Here is a 20,344-nt window from a genome sequence, read left to right as displayed (position 1 = left end):
CCCTTCACGGCGTTCTGGCGTCGGGGCTGTCGGAGTCTGTCAGTGGGGTCTGGTAGAGATCTCCGGGTGAGCAGTTCCGAGCCCGCCGCCCTCTGGGAGCTTCCCGAGGGGCCGCCGCCCGCCGCCGCGAAAGCCGCGGTGCCGTCGCGTGCCCGGAAGAAGCCGTCGAAGGCGCCGAAGCCGGGGGAGAAGGCGAAGGGCGCCCAGCAGCCCGCGCCCGAACGGTCCGTGGCGCGGATCGTCGTCGACATCCCGCTGGCGCACCTCGACCGCACCTTCGACTACCGCGTGCCGGAGAAGCTGCACGAGACCGCCGTGCCCGGCTGCCGGGTCCGCGTCCGGTTCGCCGGGCAGCTGGTCGACGGCTACCTCGTCGAACGCGCCGAGACGACCGACTACGGCAGCAAACTGGCCTTCCTCGACCGCGTCACCTCCGCCGAACCGGTGCTGACGCCGTCGTTGCACGCCCTCTGCCGCGCGGTCGCCGACCGCTACGGCGGCACGCTCTCGGACGTCCTGCGCCTCGCGATCCCGCCGCGGCACGCGAAAGTCGAAGGTGAGCCGCCCGCTCCGACAGCCGCGTTCCCGGAGACGCCCGACAGCACGGCCTGGGCGCGTTACCAGCGTGGCCCGGCGTTCCTGGAGGCGCTGGCCGAGGGGAAGCCCGCGAACGCCGTCTGGCAGGCCCTGCCGGGCGAAGACTGGCCGCGCCGGCTGGCCGAGGCCGCGGCGACCGCCGCCGCGGCCGGGCACGGTGCCGTGCTGGTCGTGCCGGACCACCGCGACCTGACGCGGGTGCACGAGGCGTGCGCGTCGCTCGTGGGCTCCGATGGCGTGGTCGCGCTGATCGCCGGGCTCGGGCCCGCCGAGCGGTACCGGCGCTGGCTCGCGGTGCTGCGCGGCGCGGTGCGGGTGGTGGTCGGCACGCGGGCGGCGATGTTCGCGCCGGTCGCCGAGCCCGGCCTGTTCGTGGTCTGGGACGACGGCGACGACCTGCACCTCGACCAGCACGCGCCGTACCCGCACGTCCGCGACGTGCTGATGGACCGCGCGCACACGGCGAAGGCGTCCCTGCTGGTCGGCGGTTTCGCCCGGACGGCCGAGGCCCAGCTGCTCGTCGAGTCGGGCTGGGCGGCCCCGGTCCTGGCGGACCGCACGGACCTGCGCGCGGCGGCCCCCCGCGTCACCCCGGTCGGCGAGGACTTCGACGTCGCCCGCGACGAAGCGGCCCGCGTCGCCCGCCTCCCGGCCGTCGCGTTCGAAGCGGCCCGCCAGGCGTTCGCGGCGGGCGTCCCGACGCTGATCCAGGTCCCGAGGCGCGGCTACGTACCGGGCCTGGCCTGCGGAAACTGCCGCACGTCGGCCCACTGCCGCCGCTGCGCCGGCCCGTTGGCCCTGCCGGGAGGTTCGATCGACGGCCAGCCGAAGCCGCCGGCGTGCCGCTGGTGCGGCGTCCCGGAAACGGCGTTCCGCTGCTCGGCGTGCGGTTCGGTCCGCCTCCGAGCGGTGATCGTCGGCGCGAAGCGCACGGCGGAGGAACTGGGCCGCGCGTTCCCCGGCATCCCGGTCCGCACGTCCGGCGCGTCGGAGGTGCTCGCTTCGGTGCCGGGAAAACCCGCACTGGTGGTGTGCACACCAGGAGCGGAACCGGTGGCCGAAGGCGGCTACGGCGCGGCATTGCTGCTGGACGGCTGGGCATTGCTGGGCCGCCAGGACCTCCGAGCAGGCGAGGAAACGCTCCGCCGCTGGATGGCCGCGGCGGCCTTGGTCCGCCCTTCTACCCAGGGCGGCCGGGTCATCGTCGGAGCCGAGGCGGGCATGGCGGTGGTCCAAGCCCTGGTCCGCTGGGACCCGGCATGGCACGCGTCGCAGGAACTGGCCGAGCGCCGGGAACTGGGCTTCCCCCCGGCAATGCGCATGGCGAGCGTCGAAGGCACCCCGGACGCGGTAGCGGGCGTCCTGGACGACCTCCCACTGCCCCCCTCCGGAGAGGTCTTGGGCCCAGTCCCGCTGGGCGAGGTGGACGAAGAGGGCAACGCGGAGCGAGAGCGAGCACTGGTCCGGGTCTCCCGCAGCGAAGGCAAAGCCTTGGCCACGGCAATCCACGCAGCCGCAGCCCGGCGCGACGCGCGAAAGGCCACCGAACCGATCCGCATCCAGTTGGATCCGATGGAACTCATTTAGCAGTTCTTGTCGACCCTTCAATCACGAGTGATGCCTCTTCAATCACGAGTGATGCCCGCTGGATCACGCGTAAAGCCCTGTCACACACGCGGAAACTCCGATCTCGTGTGTCCGGAGACGGAACTCGCGTGATCGGGGAGCGATCTCGCGTGATTGAAGGGTCGACACGGTGATTAGTTGAGGACCGTTCCCGGGAGGGATTCGAGTGCGACGCGCGCGGATTCCGTTGCCGGCGGCGGAGTTGCCGGGGCGGCAGGAGCCGCGGCGGCGGTAGCCAACGTGATCACCTGGGCCGCGATCGCCTGGCGGCGGGACTCGAAGTCCGGGTCCGTCAGCGCCGCCGGGTCGGTCGGCTGGCCCAGCACCGGCGTGTGCAGGTGCCCGCCCGCCACCGACGTCAGGCCGAAGCCGAGCCGGATCCGGTTGGCGCGGAACATCGACTCGTTCGACAGGTAGTTTCCGCCGCCGCCCGACGCCGCGATCTCGCCCGCGGCGGGAGCGTCCGAACGGCACACCGGCGCGCCCGCGCCCGGGTGCGACGAGTCGGCCCACACGCAGAACGCCTGGTTGAAGTTCACCGGGTACGCGCCGGCCGGTGCGGCGAGCATCCGTTGGTACGGCAGCGTCGTCTCGATGAACTGGACGTCCGGCTGCGGCCAGCCCGCCGCGGGCGGGACGCCGCCGGTCACCGACGCGTTGTTGTTGTCCGGGAAGCCGCCGCGCCAGGCGCCGGCCCAGCGTTCGATGTCGAACCGGTCCGGCCGGCCCTGGCTGATCGTGATCAGCACGTCGGGCCGCCGCGCGCGGTCGCGCAGTGCCGAGCCGTACGCCGCTTCGACGACACCGTCGTCGAAGTAGCCCCACACGACCGGGAAGCTCACCGCCTGCACCACGGCGGGGCCGGACGGCGTGTCCAGCACGCGCCCGTCCAGCTGCAGCGCCGACGCCCCGGCCGGGTTCGAGATCCGGACGCCCGCGCCGTCCAGCTGGAACGGGTCGAACCCGCTCACCATGACCCGCCGCGTCTTCCCGAGCGGGAACCGGACGTCGTCGAGGCCGCGCGAGCCCCGGTCGAACGCCGTGAGCAGAGAAGTGCTTTCAGGCAACGGAAACGCGGGCGTCCACTGCCGCAGCGCGCTGCTGAGCTGCAGCCGTGCCCAGTACAGCGGCCGGTCGTCGAAGCGGTCGAGCGTGCCGAGGTCCGGACGGCGGCCCTGAGCGCGGTCGACCGCGGTCCGCCACAGCCGGTCGCCGGCCTCGGTGACGACCCGCTCGGCCCGGCGCGGGGTCCGCGCGGCGCAGAGATCGTGCTTCACCCCGGCCACCAAGGGATCCAGCCCGGCCAGCCGGACGAGCTCGGGGCCGACCGCGGGACCACCCGCGGGCATGGTCGCGGTGAGCCGCTGTTCCTCGACGGTCAGCGGGACGGCCGTGTCGAAGCAGCCGGGCGCGGCTGTGGCCACAGCGGGTGACGCGAAGAGCGGGACGGCGGCGAGCAGGGGGAGCAGAGCGGTGAGGCGCACGGGTTTCCCTCCACGTCGTGAGCGACGCGGCCGAGTCTTCCGGGGTCCGCGAAACCCGGGTAGGGGCACAAGTCGGGAGCACACCCGGCGCGTGGCGTGCTCCCGACCCGGGTGTCAGCCGGTCGCCAGGACCTTCAAGCGCGAGATGTCCGCGCTGAACTGGTCCTGGTCGAGCGGTGTAGAGCTGTACTGCCAGAACGTGTAGAAGCCCCACTTGTACGGCAGCGTGCCCACCGACGACGCATACCGAGCCACCCACAGCGGGTTCGTCGAGCTGAAGTCGCCCGTGTTGCCGGTGCACTGGCTCCACCAGCTCGTCGCCGTGTAGATCACCGGCCAGCGGGTGGTCTTCTTGTGGTACTCGTCGCTGAACGCCTTGATCCACGCGACCATCTGCGCCGCGGTCTTGCCGTAGCACGCGTTGTTCGGGCCCCACTCGATGTCGAGTGTGCCCGGCAGTGTCCTGCCGTCCTTCGACCAGCCGCCGCCGTGGGCGACGAAGTAGTCGGCCTGGGCGGCTCCGCCCGCCAGGTCCGGGCGGCCGTAGTGGTAGGCCCCGTGGATCATGCCGACGTTGTAGGAACCGGTGTACTGCTGGCTGAAGTAGGCGTTGACGTAGCCGGTGCCCTCGGTCGCCTTGACGTAGGCGAACTTCTTGCCCGCGCTCCAGTACGACGCCCAGTTGACGTTGCCCTGGTACGAGCTGACGTCGATGCCGGGGACGCTGGCGTCCACCGACGCCGGGGCCAAGCCGGCCGGGGCGACGCCGACGCCGTCGTGGGCGCGGATCGCGGCGCCCATCTCGTGGTTGCCGGTGGCGTCCTGGTCCGGGAGCCCCGGCGCCGCGTTCGCGCCGGTGGCGGTCACGACCAGCAGGGAGGCCGAGACCGCGAGCGCGGCGCCGAACAGGCGTCGCCACCCCCGTCGTTGTGCTGTCATCGTGCGTTCCTTTCGGGTTGCCCTCGCTGTGCGCGGCTGTGCAGGGCCGCGCGGCATGAGTCTGTTACATGTACGTGGGCAATGTCACTGCTCCATGTGATTCAATTTCCCGCTGCGGCCGAGCCCGTGAATCGGCAACGGACCGGACGAAAGGGATTCCGGGGTCCCTTTGGCGCTTGAAGCGGCCTGGCGCAGGGGGCAGACTCCCCCGCATGCCCGCGCTCCGGAGTCGCCGAACCCTCGTCATCGCCGCCACGGCCGCGCTCCTCACGACCGTCGCGACCGGACCCGCCACCGCCGCCACGCCCACCCCGAAGACGCCGGTCGCCACCGGCTTCGGCGGCGCCGTGGCCAGCATCGACGCCGACGCCACCGCGATCGGCACCCAGGTCCTGCGCGACGGCGGGAACGCCGTCGACGCGGCCGTCGCCGTCGCTGCCGCGCTCGGGGTCACCGACCCGTTCTCCGCCGGGGTCGGCGGGGGCGGGTTCTTCGTCTACTACGACGCCAGGACCGGCCGCGTCCACACCTTGGACGGCCGCGAGACCGCGCCGAAGTCGGCCGACGCGAACCTCTTCGTCGAAAACGGCCAGCCGCTGCCGTTCAACGACGCCGTCACGAGCGGGCTGAGCGTCGGCGTCCCCGGCACGCCCGCGACGTGGTCCGAGGCGCTGCGCAAGTGGGGGACGCGGTCGCTGGCGAAGACCCTGAAGCCCGCGGAGAACCTGGCGCGCAAGGGATTCGTCGTCGACCCGACGTTCCAGACGCAGATCGCGAACAACGCCGCGCGGTTCGCCGCGTTCCCCTCGACGCGCTCGCTGTACCTGCCGGACGGCGCGCCGCCCGCGCCCGGCACCGTCTTCCGGAACCCGGACCTCGCCGCGACGTACGCGCAGCTGGAGCGCGGCGGCGTCGACGCGCTGTACCGGGGCCCGATCGGCGCGGACATCGTGAAGACCGTGCAGGATCCGCCGAAGGATCCGGCTTCGACGCTCAATGTGCGCCCCGGCAAGCTGACCGCCCGGGACATCGCCGACTACCGGGCGATCGAGCGCACGCCGACCCACGCCGAGTACCGCGGCCTGGACGTCTACGGCATGCCGGCGCCGTCCTCGGGCGGGCTGACCGTCGGCGAGGCGCTCAACATCCTCGAGAACTTCGACCTCAAGCACGCGAGCAAGGCCGACTACCTGCAGTACTTCCTGGAGTCGACGCGGTTCGCCTTCGCCGACCGCAACCGCTGGATCGGCGACCCGGCCGTGATCGACGTCCCGGCCAAGCAGCTGCTGAGCCAGCGCTTCGCCGACTCGCGGGCCTGCCTGATCTCGAAGGACAAGGCCGCGACCAGCCCGGTCGCCCCGGCCGACCCGAAGCACCCGACCCCGTGCGCCGCGGGCACGACGGCCGCGCCGACGCCGTACGAGGGTGAGAACACCACCCACCTCACGGTCGCCGACAAGTGGGGCAACGTCGTCGCCTACACGCTGACGATCGAGCAGGAGGGCGGCAGCGGGATCGTCGTGCCGGGCCGCGGGTTCCTGCTCAACAACGAGCTGACCGACTTCTCGTTCACCCCGGTGACGCCGGGTGTGCCCGACCCGAACCTGCCCGGCCCCGGCAAGCGGCCGCGCTCGTCGATGGCGCCGACGATCGTGCTCAAGGACGGCCGCCCGTTCTTCGCGACGGGCTCGCCGGGCGGGGCGTCGATCATCACGACGGTGCTGCAGGTGCTGACCGGCCGGATCGACCGCGGCCTCTCGCTGGAGGACGCCATCGCGGCGCCGCGCGCGTCGCAGCGGAACTCGGTGCAGGCCCAGGTCGAGCAGGAGTTCCTGAACCTGCCCGAGACGGCGGCGCTCAAGGCCCGCGGCCAGGGCTTCTCGACGGCGCCCGCGGAGATCGGCGCGGCCACCGGAGTCGAGCGCCTGCGCGACGGCCGCTGGCTGGCGGCGGCGGAACCGGTCCGCCGCGGCATCGGCTCGGCCCAGGTGGTGTGGCCCACGCACTGGTAGCGGCCCGCGGCCAGGCCGGCTCGCCTTGCGGCCTGGCTCGCGGCGCGGCCTGGTTCGAAACTTCGGTCGGTTTCGTCTTGCGGGCGGATCCCGAAGCAGGCCGGTTCCGGCGTGGCCCGGTTCGCCTTGTGGCCTGGCTCGGCTGAACTCCGGTTGGCTGACCTTGCGGTCGGATCTCGAAGCGAGCCGGTTTCGGCGCGGGCCGGCTTGCCTTGCGGTCTGGTTGGGCCGAACTCCGATTGGCTGACCTTGCGTCGGATCTCGAAGCGAGCCGGTTTCGGCGCGGGCCGGCTTGCCTTGCGGTCTGGCTCGGCCGGAACTCCGGTTGGCTAGCCTTGCGGCCGGATCCCGAAGCAAGCCGGCCCCGACACGGCCCAGCGCGCCTTCGGCCTGACTCGCGGCGCGCCTCGGTCCCGGCGCGACCTGCTCCAAAACAGCCGGAGTCCTGAGCAGCCTGGTCCCGACGCAGCCCGATGCCCAGTGCGGCCCAGCCCCCAACAGGGCCCAGCCCCCAACAGAGCGCGGCTCGCCGAGCAGCCCGGCCCCGAAAGCAGCCCCCACCCTCACCGGGGGTCCGGCCCCGCTCCCAGTTTACCGGGGGTGGCCGACAGGAAGCCGGGAACGAGCGCGGCCGGGGACGGTTGTCCACATCACGGCCGGGCTGTGCACAACTTCGGCTCAAGGTGGGCACGGGCGCGCCCGGCCGGAGGGGGCCTTCTAGACTCAGGCCCGATGTTCCAGCCACGTGAATCCTCCCTGCTCCCGCCGGTGGTGGGCCGATGAAGCTCGTCTTCGCCGGCACTCCCGAACCGGCGGTCCCCGCCCTGCGCGCTCTGCTCGACTCCGGCCGGCACGAGGTCGTCGCCGTCGTGACCCGGCCCGATGCCCAGGCCGGGCGCGGCCGCCACGTCGTCCGCTCGCCCGTCGGCGCGCTCGCTGACGAGCACGGCATCGAGGTGCTGACGCCCGCCCGCGCCGGCGACCCGGCCTTCCTCGCACGGCTCGCCGAGCTCGCGCCGGACGCCTGCCCGGTCGTCGCCTACGGGGCGCTGCTGCCGCAGTCCGCGCTCGACATCCCGTCGCTCGGCTGGGTGAACCTGCACTTCTCGCTGCTGCCCGCCTGGCGCGGGGCCGCGCCGGTGCAGGCCGCGATCCGCGCCGGTGACGAGATCACCGGCGCCTCGACCTTCCGGATCGTCAAGGAGCTGGACGCGGGCCCGGTCTTCGGCGTGGTCACCGAGACCATCGCCGCGACCGACACCGCGGGCGAGCTGCTCGGCCGGCTGTCGGAGTCCGGGGCCAAGCTGCTGCTGTCCACCATGGACGGTCTCGCCGACGGCACCCTGCGCGCGCGGGAGCAGCCCGCCGAGGGGCTCAGCTACGCGCCGAAGGTGACGGTCGACGACGCCCGTGTGTCGTTCGCCGACCCGGCCGCGGCGGTCGACCGGCAGATCCGGTCGGTCACCCCGGAGCCGGGCGCGTGGGCGGAGTTCCGCGGGGAACGGCTGAAGCTCGGCCCGGTCACGGTGGTCGACGAACCCGGCCCGCCGCCGGGCGAGCTCGTGCTGGAACGCAAGCGGGTGCTGGTCGGGACGGCGACGAAGCCGTTGCGGCTCGGCGAAGTGCAGGCACCCGGCAAGAAACGGATGGCGGCCACCGACTGGGCTCGCGGAACACGGATCGAGCAGGGAGAACGCCTCCGATGAACGACAACAGGGAACGCCGGCCGTCACGGCCGCAGCGGAGCCACCCGGCCCCGCGCAAGGAAAGCCCGCGCCGCCCGCCGGAGGTGGACGCCGCTCGCCAGGCCGCGTTCGACGTCCTGCGCGCCGTGCGCGAGAAGGACGCCTACGCCAACCTCGTCCTGCCGGACCTGCTGCGCGAGCGGCGGATCAGCGGCCGGGACGCGGCGCTGGCCACCGAGCTGGCGTACGGCACTTCGCGGGCGCAGGGCCTGCTCGACGCCGTCATCGAGGCCAACGCCGAGCGGCCGCTGGCCAAGACCGACCCCACGGTGCTGGACGCGCTGCGCCTCGGCGTCTACCAGCTGCTGCGCACGCGCATCCCGGAGCACGCCGCGGTGACGTCCACTGTGGACCTCGTGCGCGCCGAAGCCGGTTCGTGGGCCACGGGGTTCGCGAACGCCATCATGCGCAAGGTGTCCGAAAAGGACGAAGCCGCCTGGCTCGACGAGCTGGCGCCGGACGACTCGACCGACCCGATCGGCGCGTACGCGCTGCGCACCGCGCACCCGCGCTGGATCGCCCGGTCGTTCGCCGAAGCGCTGGGGGACAAGGGCGCCGGCCTCAAGGCCGCGCTCGAAGCCGACGACGCGCGGCCCGAAGTGCACCTGGTCGCCCGCCCCGGCGAGATCACCGCCGACGAGCTGGCCGCGATCACCGGCGGCGACCCGGCGCCCTACTCGCCCTACGGTGTGCGCCTGCCCGCGGGCGCCGGCGACCCGGCCGACGCCGAGCCGATCCGCGAACGGCTCGCCGCGGTGCAGGACGAGGGCAGCCAGCTCTGCGCGATCGCCGCGACGAAGGTGCCGGTCGAGGGCTCGGACGAGCGCTGGCTCGACCTCTGTGCCGGCCCCGGCGGCAAGGCGGTCATGCTCGGCTCCCTGGCGGCGTTGAGCGGCGCGAGGGTGGACGCCGTCGAGAAGGCGCCGCACCGCGCGAAGCTGGTCGAGAAGGCCACGATCGGCCTGCCGGTGAAGGTGCACGTCGCCGACGGCCGTGAAAGCGGCTTGGAACCGGGCTACGACCGGATCCTCGTCGACGCGCCCTGCAGCGGCCTCGGCGCGCTGAGGCGGCGGCCGGAGGCGCGCTGGCGGCGTCAGCCCTCCGACGTCGCGGACCTGACGAAGCTGCAGGGCGAGCTGATCACCGCGGCCTACGCCCTGCTGCGGCCCGGCGGCGCGCTCACCTACGTCGTCTGCTCGCCGCACCTGGCCGAGACCGAAGGCGTGGTGGGCGAGACGGCGCGGCGGCTGAAGGCCGAAGTGCTGGACTCGCGGGAGTTCTTCCCCGGCGTGCCGGAGCTCGGTGACGGGCCGTACGTGCAGCTGTGGCCGCACCGCCACGGCACCGACGCGATGTTCTGCGCCGTGCTGCGCAAACCGTGAGGGATCTCGGGCTGGTCGCCGGCTCGTGCGGCGGGCTGGACGTCCGGTTCGCCGGCGAGCTGGCCCGGCCCGCCGCCGCCCGCGGCTGGCGGACGGCGATCACCCTGACGCCGACGGCGATGCGCTGGCTCGAGTCGACCGGCGCCCTGGCGGACGTCGAGTCGGCGACGGACCTGCCGGTGCGCAGCGCGTCCCGGCTGCCGGGGGAGCCCCGGCCGCACCCGGACCCGTCGGTGTTCCTGTTCGCGCCCGCGTCGGCCAATTCGGTGGCGAAGCTGGCGCTCGGGATCGCGGACAACCAGGCGCTGACCGTGCTCGGTGACGTCCTCGGCGCGCCCGGGATCACGATCGTCGTGGCCTACCAGATCCAGGACACCCGGGTGCACCACCCGGCGTGGCAGCGCCACCTCGGCACCCTCGCGGAGGCCGGGGTGACGCTGCACCGCCTGGACGTCGGGCGGCCGTGGACCGAGGCGCTGGACCTACTGCCCTGAGCGGGTCGCTTCCCTGAACAGGCCGTTTCGCTGAACAGCGTGTGGGGCGCCGCCCCCGATTTCCACGCTACCGGGTGGCACCGACAGTTCCGGCTGCTACTTGCGGGCCAGCGCGATCTCGAACGCCGTCTCGGTGTTCTGCTGCACGCCGTCGGGGGCGGGGAGCTCGTTGACCGACACGGCGGCGGCCCGGCCGCTGTCGAGGGCGCCGGCCAGGGTGGCGAAGCCGAAGATTCCCCCGTCGTGGCCCCAGTATGGCGTGCCGTCCGGCAGTGTGCGGCGGATCAGGCCGAGGCCGTAGTCGGCGCCGGGCTCGGTCGGCGCCGGGACCGTGCGCCGCATCTGCGCGAGCTGCGCGGCGGGCAGCAGCCGGCCGGCCAGCAACGCGCTGAAGAACGTGTCCAGGTCCCGGCCGGACGACACGAGCCCGCCCGCGGCGCCGGCGGTCGACGGGTCGAAGTCGGTGAAGTCGGCCGGGGGCCCGCCGAGCGACAGGTACCCGCGCGGGTGCGGCGCCGGCAGGTGTTCGTCGCCGCGGCCGGGCAGCGACGTGTCGCGCAAGCCGAGCGGCCGGGCGATCCGGCGGTCGATCTCCGTGGCGAGACTGCGGCCGGTGACCTTCTCGACGAGCATCCCGGCGACGATGTAGTCGGTGTTCGAGTAGGACCAGCCGCGGCCAGGCGCGAACAGTGGCGGGTGCTGCAGCGCGATCGCGACCAGTTCGCCGGGCTCGGCACCGCGGTGGCGCAGGGACTCGGGGTCCGCCGTCAGCACGTCGTCGGTGTAGTTGTAGAGCCCGCTGGTGTGCTGCAACAGGTTCCGCACGGTGATCTGCCGGCCGTCGTTCCCGTTGCCGGCGACGAGGCCGGGTAGGTAACGCTCGATCGGCGCGTCGAGCTGCACCTTCCCGTCGGCGACGAGCTGCAGCACCACGGTCGCGACGAACGTCTTGGTGACGCTGCCGACGCGGAACTTCGCGTCGTGCGGGTACGGCTTCCCCGTGGTCAGGTCGCCGGTCCCGCTGCGCGTCTCGGTGACGCGGCCGTGGTCGGTGACGACGGCTTCGGCGCCGGGCGCGCCGCCCTGGGCGGTGACGCGGTCGAGCGCCCGCTGCAGCGGATTCGTGGTGACGGCGAGCGCCGGTGCCGCGGTGGTCGCCGCGAGGAGCGCGACGAGCGTGCCGCACGCGACGATCTGCTTGCCGCGCAAGGATTTCCGCATGAAATGACTCCCTGTGTCTCGGTCTCCCCAACCTAGGGAGCACCGGCGCCAGGGGCATTGGGGCAGGCCGCCCGGTGGATCCGGGGGCCTGCCCCACCATGAAGCGTCAGCGCAGGCGCAGGGCCCGCTTCAGCGTGCCGAACAGGTCGGTCTGGTTGGTCAGGCCGACGATGTTGGCCGCCTGCGGGCCGAGGCCCGCGATGCGCACCTGGGTGCCGGTGTGCGATTGCGAGCCGCCCGTCTCCGCGGTGCCGTAGGCCAGGGTCATGTTCGCGCCCTCGTTGGTGACGAGCGTCGCGGTCAGGCCCGGGGTGGCCGTGGGCTCGACGATCTGGCTGCTGTGGCCGTGGTCGGCGGTCACCAGCACCAGGGTGTCGGGGTGGCTGCGGGCGTACGCCGTGCCCGCCGCGATCGCCGCGTCGAAGTCGACCGTCTCGCCGATCTGGCCGCACGGGTCGGCCGCGTGGTCCTGCTTGTCGATGCTCGCGCCCTCGACCTGCAGGAAGAAGCCCTTGTCGCTGCGACGGTCCTCGAGCAGCTCGATCGCCTTGCGGGTCTGCTCGGCCAGCTTCGGCTGGGCCTTGGGCAGGGCCGCGTTCGGGGTGCAGCGGGCCGGCGCGGTGCCGCCGTGCACGGCCGCCGGGCCGGTCCAGTTCACCGGCAGGTTGTTCTTGGCGAACAGGCCGAGGACCGGCTTGCCCTTCTTCGCCGCCGCCAGGTCGGCCGCGGTGGTGACGACGTTGTAGCCGGCCGCCTTGGCCTGCTCCAGCACCGTCTTGCCCTTGAACTTGCCGGCCGTGACCTTCTGGTCGAAGTACGTCGCGCCGCCGCCCAGCAGGACGTCGGGGCGGGTCTGTACCAGCTGCTCGGAGATCGAGCCGAGGCCGCCGTTCTCCTTGGCGTTCTTCGCGCACTTCGCGGTCGTCTCGACCGGGCCCTTGCAGTCGCGGCTGACGACGTGCGAGCCGAGCACGGCCGGGGTGGCGTCCTGGACCTCGGCGGTCGTGACGTCGCCCGTGCGCAGGCCGTTGCGCTTGGCGATCTCGAGGATCGTCGGCACGTCGTTGCCGTACGCGTCGACCGAGATCGCGCCGTTGTAGGACTTGGTGCCGGTGGCCCAGCCGGTGCCGGACGCGGCCGAGTCGGTCACGTAGTTCGGCTTGCCGGGGTTGTTCTGCTCGACGGCGTAGGTCGTGTAGTCGCCGGTCAGGGGCAGCTCGTCCATCGCGAGCCGGCCCGCGGCGCCGCGCTCGTAGTTGCGGGCGGCGGTGATCTCCGACTGGCCCATGCCGTCACCGATGAACAGGATGACGTTGCGGGCGCTGCCGCCCTGGATCGCGGAGCGGACGTCGCCGGTGCGGTCACCGGTGCCGGCCGAGCGCGCGTCGGCGGGGCCGGAGCCGGTGGCGGCCAGGGCAACGGGGGCGGCGGCGACCAGTGCGGCGCCGAGCGCGCCCGCGACCAGCCACCGGCGGCGGCCGGTGAGCAGCGAAGCCATGTTTCTCCTCTTCGGGGACTTCGGGAAGTAAAGGTCCGGATTCCGGACACGGGTTATTAGTCCGGTTGCATGTGTGCCGTGCGCGGACGCGAGGTGAGCGGCAGGTGGCGGCTGGCCGAACACCTGGCTTCCCGTGGGTGACCGGGAGCACGTCGGTTATTGACCGGCGAGGTGTCCCGGCCGGACGACGCCCGCTTCGTAGGCGATGACCACGGCCTGGCTGCGGTTGCCCGCGCCGAGCTTCCCGAAGATGTTGCCCACGTGGGTCTTCACGGTCTCGAGGCTGATCACGAGCGCGGCGGCGATGTCCTGGTTGGACAGTCCGGTGGCGATCAGCCGCAGCACCTCGGCCTCGCGCCGGGTCAGCCTCTTCGCCGCCCGCGCGTGCGCCCCGCCGGGCGCCCGCGCGCTCACCAGCCGCCGGATCGCCTCCGGGAACAGCAGTGACTCCCCGGCGGCGACGGTCCGCACGGCGTGCGCGATCTCCTCCTTGCGCGCCCGCTTCAGCAGGAACCCGCTGGCCCCGGCCAGCAGCGCCTCGTGCACGTAGTCGTCGTTGTCGAACGTCGTGACGACGAGGACTTTCGGCGGGTCGGCCAGCGCGCCGAGGACCTGCCGGGTCGCCTCGATGCCGTCGGTGCCGGGCATCCGGACGTCCATCAGCACGACGTCGGGTGTGGTCCGGCGCACCGCGGGCAGCACCTCGGCGCCGTCGGCCGCCTCGCCGACGACCGTCAGGCCCTGCTGCTCCAGCAGGGCCCGCAGGCCGGCGCGGACCAGGGGTTCGTCGTCGGCCAGCAGGACGGTCGGGCTCACGTGCCCGCCCGCAGCGGGATGGTCGCGCTCAGCCGCCACCGCTCGCCGTCCGGTCCGGCGGCCAGCTCGCCGCGCAGGGCCTCGACGCGCTCCGCGAGCCCCTCCAGCCCGTGCCGTCCCGAGCGTGCGCGTTCCCCGTCCAGGGGGTTGACGACCGCGATCTCCAGGCGGTCCGGCCCGGCCTCGACACGGACGTCCACCCGGCCCGGCCCGGCGTGCCGCAGCGCGTTGGTCAGGCCCTCCTGGACGATCCGGTAGCCCTCGCGCGACACCGTGGCGGGCAGCGCGCCGACCGGGCCGCGGACGGTCAGCCGGACGTCGAGCCCGGCGTCGCGGGCGCGGACGGCCAGGACGTCCACCTCGGTCAACGTGCGCGTCGGCTCCTTCGCGGCCGGCTCCTCGCGCAGCAGGCCGAGGACGTGGTCGAGGTCTTCGAGCGCGCTGCGCGAGGCTTCTTCGATCGTGCCGAGAGCGCGCCGCACCTGGGCCGGGTCCGCCTCGACCAGGTCGGCGGCCGCCGCCGCGTGCAGCGTCGACGTCGTCAGCGTGTGCCCGATCGAGTCGTGCAGCTCGCGGGCCAGCCGGTTGCGCTGGGCGAGCACGGCGGCGCGGCGTTCGGCGAGCGCCGCGCGCTCGGCCGCGGACGGCCCCAGCAGCGCGGCCGCGCCGACGCGGAGGCCCAGGGTGGCGGCCGCGGTCAGCACCAGCGCCGCGACGACCGCCACCAGCCCGAACGGGAGCGTCCACGCCCCGAGCGGGACGTCCGACCAGAACAGCGAGATCCGGTCCTGGCCACCCGCCAGCCACACCGCGGGCACGAGCACCCCGAGCCCCAGGAAGGCCAGCACGGTGAACAGGATGCCGCTGGCCGCGGTGTGCAGCGCGAGCCACAGGCCCGAGCGCAGCCGCGCCCCGGCACCCGGGTGCCGCTCGGGCGCCGGGACGCCGGTGCCGAGCAGGGTGTTCGCCAGGCCGACGCCGAGGCGCCGCACCGGTCCCAGCAGGCCCAGCAGCCCCATGAGCACGGCCAGGGCGAGCAGGGCGATGAGCGCCCGGAGCCGGGAATCGACGTCGAAGGACACCGCCACGGCGAGGGCGAAGGGGGCCACCGGCACCGCGATGGCGGCGCCCGCGGCGGCGTGGAGCAGGCTGCGGTAGCTGCCGATCCGCGTCAGGGACAGGAGGAATCCGGACATGCGGCGAGCGTAGGGCGGCCGGTGGCGGGGTGACCTCCCTCTCGGGAGCCAGATTCTGGTCACAACCGGTTAGCGACCGTTAGCGCGAGCCTCCTACACTCGGGATGTGGCAGACCGACCCCTGATCGCCCCCAGCATCCTGTCCGCGGACTTCGCCCGGCTCGGCGAGGAGATCGCCGCCGTGGCCGGCCCCGGCGACCACCGCGCCGACTGGGTGCACGTCGACGTCATGGACGCGCACTTCGTGCCCAACCTGACCCTGGGCCTGCCCGTGGTCAAGGCGCTGCTCAAGAGCACGGACGTGCCGATCGACTGCCACCTGATGATCGACGACCCGGACCGCTGGGCGATCGGGTACGCCGAGGCCGGCGCGTACAACGTCACGGTGCACGCCGAGGCCGCGAAGGACCCGGTCGCGCTGGCGAAGAACCTGCGCGCCGCGGGCGCGAAGGCCGGCCTGTCGATCAAGCCGGGCACCGCGCTCGAGCCGTGGCTCGACGCGCTCAAGCACTACGACACGCTGCTGGTCATGTCGGTCGAGCCGGGCTTCGGCGGGCAGTCGTTCATCGCCGACGTCCTGGAGAAGGTCCGCACCGCGCGACGGCTGGTCGACACCGGGCACCTGAAGCTGGTCGTCGAGATCGACGGCGGGATCAACGCCGAGACCATCGAGCAGGCCGCCGAAGCGGGCGTCGACTGCTTCGTCGCCGGGTCCGCCGTCTACGGCGCCGGCGACCCCGGGAAGGCCGTCGCCGCCCTGCGCGAGCAGGCCGCGCGCTTCCGAGCGGGCTGAATCCCCGCCCGAGGCGCGGGCGGAGAAGCCCTGCGAGCGCCTCGGGTGTTGGATGGAGAGGGACCCGGCTACGAGGAGGCAGCGGACGTGTTCACCGGCATAGTCGAGGAGATCGGCGAGGTCGTCGCGGTCGAGCAGATGACGAACGCGGCGCGCCTGCGGGTGCGCGGGCCGCTGGTGACGAGCGACGCCGGGCACGGCGACTCGATCGCGGTCAGCGGCGTCTGCCTGACGGTGGTCGACGTCGCCGGCGGCGAGTTCACCGTCGACGTCGTCAATGAGACGCTCCAGCGCTCCAGCCTGGCGAAGGTCGCGGTCGGCGACCGCGTCAACCTGGAGCGCGCCACCCCGGCAGGCGGCCGGCTCGGCGGGCACATCATGCAGGGCCACGTCGACGGGACGGGCGTGTTCCTCTCGCGCGACGAGAACGGCGTCACGACGTTCGCGCTGCCGGAGCACCTGGCGCGCTACGTGGTCGAGAAGGGCTCGATCGCGGTGGACGGCATTTCGCTGACCGTCGCCGCGATCACCGGCGACCGGTTCGCGGTGGCGCTGATCCCGACCACCCTGGAGGTGACCACGCTCGGGGGCCGTGAGGCCGGCGACCTGGTCAACCTGGAGGTCGACGTGGTCGCGAAGTACGTCGAAAAGCTGGCCGAGGCACACATCCGCGACCAGGTGCAGAATCGGGACGGCGGCGGCACAGAGGAGCGGAGCGGTCATGAGTGAGCCTGAGTCGAGTGCGGCAGAGCCCGAAGCGGGCTGGACCCCGTGCGGCACCGGGGCGGTGTTCGACGCCGACGCCATCGAGCGGGCGATCGCGGACATCGGAGCGGGCCGTGCGGTCGTCGTGGTCGACGACGAAGACCGCGAGAACGAGGGCGACCTCATCTTCGCGGCGGAAAAGGCGACCCCGGAGCTGCTGGCCTTCATGGTCCGCTACACCTCCGGCTACGTCTGCGTCGCGCTGACCGAGGCCGAGGCGGACCGGCTGGACCTGCCGCCGATGTACCACACGAACCAGGACGCGCGCGGCACCGCGTACAGCGTCACGGTCGACGCCGCCGACGGCATCAGCACCGGCATCTCCGCCGCCGACCGCGCGCACACCATCCGGCTGCTCGCCGACCCGGCGTCGTCCGCGAAGGACTTCCGCCGTCCCGGTCACGTCGTCCCGCTGCGCGCGAAGGAGGGCGGCGTGCTCCGCCGTCCCGGGCACACCGAGGCGTCGGTCGACCTGGCCCGGATGGCCGGGCTGAACGCGGCCGGCGTGCTCTGCGAGATCGTGTCGCAGAAGGACGAGGGCGACATGGCCCGCCGCGACGAGCTGGAGGTCTTCGCGGCCGACCACGGCCTGGCGATCATCACCATCGCCGACCTGATCGCCTACCGCCGTCGCACCGAGAAGCAGGTCGAGCGGGTCGCCGAGGCGCGCATCCCGCTGTCCGCGGGCACGTTCCGCGCGGTCGGCTACGACTCGCTGCTCGACGGCATCGAGCACGTCGCGTTCGTCTACGGCGAGATCGGCGACGGCCAGGACATCCTCGTGCGCGTCCACTCCGAGTGCCTCACCGGCGACGTCTTCGGCTCGCTGCGCTGCGACTGCGGGCCCCAGTTGGACGCGGCGCTCGCCGCCGTCGCCGCCGAAGGGCGCGGCGTGGTGCTCTACATCCGCGGCCACGAGGGCCGCGGCATCGGCCTGCTGCACAAGCTGCAGGCCTACCAGCTGCAGGACGACGGCGCCGACACCGTCGACGCCAACCTCGCGCTGGGTGTGCCCGCCGACGCCCGCGACTACGGCACCGGCGCGCAGATCCTCTGCGACCTCGGCGTCCGCACGATGCGGCTGCTGTCGAACAACCCGGCCAAGCGGATCGGTCTCGAGGGCTACGGCCTGCGCGTCACCGGTCGGGTGCCGCTGCCGATCTCGCCGAACCCGGAGAACCTGCGCTACCTGCGGACCAAGCGCGACCGGATGGGGCACGACCTGGCCCAGCTGGAGCACTACGACCAGGTCGGCGCCGGCACCGAGCACCCCGAGGGAGGCACGCTGTGAGCGGTGAGGGCCGACCGGAGGTCAAGCTGGACCTCTCCGACTGCAAGTCGCTGAAGCTGGGCATCGTCACCACCAAGTGGAACGCGCCCATCGCCGACCTGCTGCTGGAGCGGGCCCTGGCCGCGGCCCGCGAGGCCGAGCTCGAAGAAGAGCCGACGGTCGTGCGCGTCGCGGGCGCGATCGAGCTGCCCGTGGTGGCGCAGGCCTTGGCCCGCAACCACGACGCCGTCGTCGCGCTCGGCGTCGTCATCCGCGGTGGCACCCCGCACTTCGAGTACGTGTGCGACGCGGTGACGGCGGGCCTGACCCGGGTGGCCCTCGACGAGAGCACCCCGGTCGGCAACGGCGTCCTGACCTGCGACACCGAGGAGCAGGCCCTGGACCGCTCGGGCCGCCCCGGCTCGAAGGAGGACAAGGGCTACGAGGCCGCGGTCGCGGCGCTCGACACGGCGCACGCGCTGCGGAGCCTGCGCCAGCCGTGGACCGAGCGGGGTTTCGTGTGAGCGTGGCTACTTCATCTTCGTCGGCGACCCTGGTCATCCGCCCGCGCCGCGCGCTGATCATGTGCAGCGTGCTGGCGGTGGCGCTGCTGGCGGTGTTCATCGTGGTGGCGATCCTGCTGCGCAACGGCAACACCGGAGTGCACTTCCAGCGTTCGGACCAGGCCGCGATGGTGGGCATCGGCATCCTGCTCGCGGCGGGCGTGATGCTGTTCGCGATCGCCCGCGTCCGGGCCGACGCCGAGGGCATCGAAGTCCGCAACGTGCTGATGACGCGACGTTTCGCGTGGAGCGAAGTGCTGTCGGTGAGCTTCCCGGACGGCGCGTCGTGGGCGCGGCTGGAGCTGCCGGAGGACGAGTACCACGCGGTGATGGCGGTCCAGTCGGTGGACCGCGCCCGAGCCGTGGAAGCGGTGCGCGCACTGCGAAAGCTGCACCGCACCGCCACCGGCGGCTAGCGACCGGAGAGTTGGCTGGCCAGTTCTTGGGCGCGCTGTTCGGTGAACTTGCCGGTGATCTGGGTGTTGCCGTCGAGGACCGCGACTCGGATGGTCGGCGCCCAGATGACCTGGCTGTTCACGACGATCGCGACCTGCTGGTTGACGTTCTTGCTCGTGAAATCGGCCCAGATCTTCGTACCCTCGGACTTGAACTCGAGATACACGATCCACTGTCCGCGCTGCGTGTCGTAGCCGGACGTCGCGTCGGCCACCTCGCTTCCGGGAAGGAACTCCGGTTCGAGCAGGTAGGCCGTGTCATCGGTCTGCCCGCACGTGACCAGCGGCAAGGTCCGGTCGTCGTGTCCGGCCAGCGGATCCGCCCTGCCCGGCGTGCAGTCGATCGCCCGCACGGCTGCCGTCTGTTCGGCCACGCCGGTGCTCTGCCGGGCAGCCTGCGAAGGAGGCGGGCCGGTTCCGGCGCCGCCGACCCGCAAAGCGTTGGCCACGACTTCGCGGAGCTCCGGCGATGCCGGGCCGCGGGCGCCCGCGGCTGAGGACGACTTCACCGGCGCGGGCACCGCCTGTCCGCCGACGACGGCGTCACACCCCGCCGACAACGTCACCAGGGCCACGCCGAGAGCACCACCGCGAAGCGCATGAGTCCCGAGTCGGCGGGACGGACTCCGCTGTTACGCGATTCTCAGAGGGTCAGGTCCACCACGATGGGTGCGTGGTCCGACGGGAGTTTGCCCTTGCGGGCGTCGCGGTCCACATAGGAGTCCGTGACCGCGCTCGTGAACGCTTCGTTCCCGTACACCAGGTCGATGCGCATGCCCTTGTTGTTCGGGAAGTTGCCCCCGCGGTAGTCCCAGTACGTGAACGGGTGGTCGTACTTCAGCGGCCTCGGGAAGACGTCCGTCAGGCCCAGCTTCCGCAGCCGCGCCAAGGCCTCGCGCTCTGGGGGCGTCACGTGTGTCGACTCCGCGAAGAGCGTGATGTCCCAGACGTCGGCGTCCGTCGGGGCGACGTTGAAGTCGCCCAGCACCGCGAACGGCCCGCCGGACGACAGTTCCGACGCCGCCAGCGACCGCAGGGACTCCAGCCACTCCAGCTTGTACGCGTAGTGCGGGTTGTCCGGCTCGCGCCCGTTGGGCACGTACACCGACCACACCCGCACGCCGCCACACGTCGCGCCGATCGCGCGCGCCTCGGCGGCGCCGTCGAAGGATGGTTCGTCCGGCAGCCCGCGCACCACGTCGGACAACCCGACCCGCGAGACGATCCCGACGCCGTTCCACTGGCCCAGCCCGTACGCGGCCACCTCGTACCCGAGCGCCTCGACCTCGGCGGCCGGGAACTTCTCCGTCGTGTTCTTCAGCTCCTGCAGGCACAGCACGTCCGGCGCGGTCTTCTCCAGGAAGTCCAGGACGCGCGGCAGCCGCGGGAGGATGGAGTTCACGTTCCAGGTGGCGATCCGCATGCCGCGAGCATCCCACACGGCACCGACAGGAAAGGGGCGGCACGAGCGGCCGCCCCTTTCGCGGA

General features: G+C 73.0%; 18 protein-coding genes. 10 read left to right on the top strand and 8 right to left on the bottom strand.

The genetic code is table 11. From position 1 onward, the window contains the following. Positions 1-66: 66 nt before the first annotated feature. Positions 67-2,184: a primosomal protein N' gene (locus OHS58_RS22420; RefSeq protein ID WP_328649714.1), complete on the top strand. Its 2,118-nt coding sequence runs from the start codon at positions 67-69 to the stop codon at positions 2,182-2,184. Between the two features lie 173 nt (positions 2,185-2,357). Here OHS58_RS22420 and OHS58_RS22415 read toward each other — a convergent pair whose 3' ends face one another. Both OHS58_RS22415 and OHS58_RS22410 read right to left on the bottom strand, forming a co-directional pair. Beyond that, entirely contained in the window at positions 2,358-3,707 is a 1,350-nt protein-coding gene (locus OHS58_RS22415) for a hypothetical protein (protein WP_328649713.1), read from the bottom strand. Positions 3,708-3,821: 114 nt separating this feature from the next. After that, positions 3,822-4,646, bottom strand: a complete 825-nt coding sequence (locus OHS58_RS22410; RefSeq protein ID WP_326947828.1) for a GH25 family lysozyme — start codon at positions 4,644-4,646, stop codon at positions 3,822-3,824. A 212-nt stretch (positions 4,647-4,858) separates the two neighbouring features. Here OHS58_RS22410 and ggt point away from each other — a divergent pair, with 212 nt between their 5' ends. From ggt to OHS58_RS22390, 4 genes are all read left to right on the top strand, one after another. Continuing rightward, positions 4,859-6,658, top strand: a complete 1,800-nt coding sequence (gene ggt, locus OHS58_RS22405) for a gamma-glutamyltransferase (RefSeq protein ID WP_328649712.1) — start codon at positions 4,859-4,861, stop codon at positions 6,656-6,658. Positions 6,659-7,437: 779 nt separating this feature from the next. Beyond that, positions 7,438-8,364 (top strand): methionyl-tRNA formyltransferase, encoded by a 927-nt coding sequence (gene fmt / locus OHS58_RS22400; RefSeq protein ID WP_328649711.1) that lies wholly within the window; start codon positions 7,438-7,440, stop codon positions 8,362-8,364. Next, the gene (locus tag OHS58_RS22395) at positions 8,361-9,785 is read left to right on the top strand and encodes an RsmB/NOP family class I SAM-dependent RNA methyltransferase (protein ID WP_328649710.1); all 1,425 of its coding nucleotides are present in this window, start codon (positions 8,361-8,363) and stop codon (positions 9,783-9,785) included. The genes fmt and OHS58_RS22395 overlap by 4 nt, the downstream gene beginning before the upstream one ends. After that, the gene (locus tag OHS58_RS22390; protein ID WP_328649709.1) at positions 9,782-10,279 is read left to right on the top strand and encodes a flavoprotein; all 498 of its coding nucleotides are present in this window, start codon (positions 9,782-9,784) and stop codon (positions 10,277-10,279) included. The genes OHS58_RS22395 and OHS58_RS22390 overlap by 4 nt, the downstream gene beginning before the upstream one ends. 96 nt (positions 10,280-10,375) lie before the next feature. Here OHS58_RS22390 and OHS58_RS22385 read toward each other — a convergent pair whose 3' ends face one another. The 4 genes from OHS58_RS22385 to OHS58_RS22370 form a co-directional block, all read right to left on the bottom strand. Continuing rightward, positions 10,376-11,500, bottom strand: a complete 1,125-nt coding sequence (locus OHS58_RS22385) for a serine hydrolase domain-containing protein (RefSeq protein WP_328649708.1) — start codon at positions 11,498-11,500, stop codon at positions 10,376-10,378. A 106-nt stretch (positions 11,501-11,606) separates the two neighbouring features. After that, positions 11,607-12,998 carry an alkaline phosphatase gene (gene phoA, locus OHS58_RS22380; RefSeq protein ID WP_328649707.1) on the bottom strand — a complete coding sequence of 464 codons (1,392 nt, stop codon included), beginning with the start codon at positions 12,996-12,998 and terminating at the stop codon, positions 11,607-11,609. 156 nt (positions 12,999-13,154) lie between these two features. Further along, on the bottom strand, positions 13,155-13,814 hold the full coding sequence (locus OHS58_RS22375; protein ID WP_328649706.1) for a response regulator transcription factor: 660 nt from the start codon (positions 13,812-13,814) through the stop codon (positions 13,155-13,157). Beyond that, the gene (locus OHS58_RS22370) at positions 13,811-15,010 is read right to left on the bottom strand and encodes a sensor histidine kinase (protein ID WP_328649705.1); all 1,200 of its coding nucleotides are present in this window, start codon (positions 15,008-15,010) and stop codon (positions 13,811-13,813) included. Before OHS58_RS22370 ends, OHS58_RS22375 begins: the two co-directional genes overlap by 4 nt. A gap of 121 nt (positions 15,011-15,131) precedes the next feature. On the opposite strand from OHS58_RS22370, the gene rpe reads away from it, so the two are divergent. The 5 genes from rpe to OHS58_RS22345 all read left to right on the top strand — a co-directional run bounded on the left by rpe (position 15,132) and on the right by OHS58_RS22345 (position 18,817). Then, complete coding sequence (rpe, locus tag OHS58_RS22365; RefSeq protein WP_247064151.1) at positions 15,132-15,803, top strand: ribulose-phosphate 3-epimerase; 672 nt, start codon at positions 15,132-15,134, stop codon at positions 15,801-15,803. 87 nt (positions 15,804-15,890) lie between these two features. Continuing rightward, the gene (locus tag OHS58_RS22360) at positions 15,891-16,532 is read left to right on the top strand and encodes a riboflavin synthase (protein ID WP_328649704.1); all 642 of its coding nucleotides are present in this window, start codon (positions 15,891-15,893) and stop codon (positions 16,530-16,532) included. After that, on the top strand, positions 16,525-17,859 hold the full coding sequence (locus OHS58_RS22355; RefSeq protein ID WP_326947839.1) for a bifunctional 3,4-dihydroxy-2-butanone-4-phosphate synthase/GTP cyclohydrolase II: 1,335 nt from the start codon (positions 16,525-16,527) through the stop codon (positions 17,857-17,859). Before OHS58_RS22360 ends, OHS58_RS22355 begins: the two co-directional genes overlap by 8 nt. After that, the gene (gene ribH, locus OHS58_RS22350) at positions 17,856-18,362 is read left to right on the top strand and encodes a 6,7-dimethyl-8-ribityllumazine synthase (protein WP_247049162.1); all 507 of its coding nucleotides are present in this window, start codon (positions 17,856-17,858) and stop codon (positions 18,360-18,362) included. The genes OHS58_RS22355 and ribH overlap by 4 nt, the downstream gene beginning before the upstream one ends. A gap of 59 nt (positions 18,363-18,421) precedes the next feature. Continuing rightward, the gene (locus OHS58_RS22345) at positions 18,422-18,817 is read left to right on the top strand and encodes a PH domain-containing protein (protein ID WP_326951481.1); all 396 of its coding nucleotides are present in this window, start codon (positions 18,422-18,424) and stop codon (positions 18,815-18,817) included. Here the strand turns inward: OHS58_RS22345 and OHS58_RS22340 are convergent. Then, positions 18,814-19,431: a SecDF P1 head subdomain-containing protein gene (locus OHS58_RS22340; RefSeq protein ID WP_328649703.1), complete on the bottom strand. Its 618-nt coding sequence runs from the start codon at positions 19,429-19,431 to the stop codon at positions 18,814-18,816. The genes OHS58_RS22345 and OHS58_RS22340 overlap by 4 nt on opposite strands. A gap of 68 nt (positions 19,432-19,499) precedes the next feature. Continuing rightward, a complete protein-coding gene (locus tag OHS58_RS22335; RefSeq protein WP_328649702.1) occupies positions 19,500-20,279 on the bottom strand; it encodes an exodeoxyribonuclease III in 780 nt (259 codons plus the stop codon). Between the last annotated feature and the right edge of the window lie 65 nt (positions 20,280-20,344).

This window comes from Amycolatopsis sp. NBC_00348, from assembly GCF_036114655.1.
Classification (GTDB): Bacteria; Actinomycetota; Actinomycetes; order Mycobacteriales; family Pseudonocardiaceae; genus Amycolatopsis.
The sequence above is the reverse complement of the archived record's forward strand: the minus strand, read 5'-3'. Positions and strand labels throughout refer to the sequence as shown.

Excerpts from the sequence above, each read along its gene's own strand:
- OHS58_RS22395 (WP_328649710.1), top strand. The coding sequence starts at position 8,361 with ATGAACGACAACAGGGAACGCCGGCCGTCACGGCCGCAGCGGAGCCAC.
- fmt (WP_328649711.1), top strand. The coding sequence starts at position 7,438 with ATGAAGCTCGTCTTCGCCGGCACTCCCGAACCGGCGGTCCCCGCCCTG.
- OHS58_RS22355 (WP_326947839.1), top strand. The coding sequence starts at position 16,525 with ATGAGTGAGCCTGAGTCGAGTGCGGCAGAGCCCGAAGCGGGCTGGACC.
- OHS58_RS22335 (WP_328649702.1), bottom strand. The coding sequence starts at position 20,279 with ATGCGGATCGCCACCTGGAACGTGAACTCCATCCTCCCGCGGCTGCCG.
- OHS58_RS22370 (WP_328649705.1), bottom strand. The coding sequence starts at position 15,010 with ATGTCCGGATTCCTCCTGTCCCTGACGCGGATCGGCAGCTACCGCAGC.
- OHS58_RS22385 (WP_328649708.1), bottom strand. The coding sequence starts at position 11,500 with ATGCGGAAATCCTTGCGCGGCAAGCAGATCGTCGCGTGCGGCACGCTC.
- phoA (WP_328649707.1), bottom strand. The coding sequence starts at position 12,998 with ATGGCTTCGCTGCTCACCGGCCGCCGCCGGTGGCTGGTCGCGGGCGCG.
- ggt (WP_328649712.1), top strand. The coding sequence starts at position 4,859 with ATGCCCGCGCTCCGGAGTCGCCGAACCCTCGTCATCGCCGCCACGGCC.
- OHS58_RS22410 (WP_326947828.1), bottom strand. The coding sequence starts at position 4,646 with ATGACAGCACAACGACGGGGGTGGCGACGCCTGTTCGGCGCCGCGCTC.
- OHS58_RS22345 (WP_326951481.1), top strand. The coding sequence starts at position 18,422 with ATGTGCAGCGTGCTGGCGGTGGCGCTGCTGGCGGTGTTCATCGTGGTG.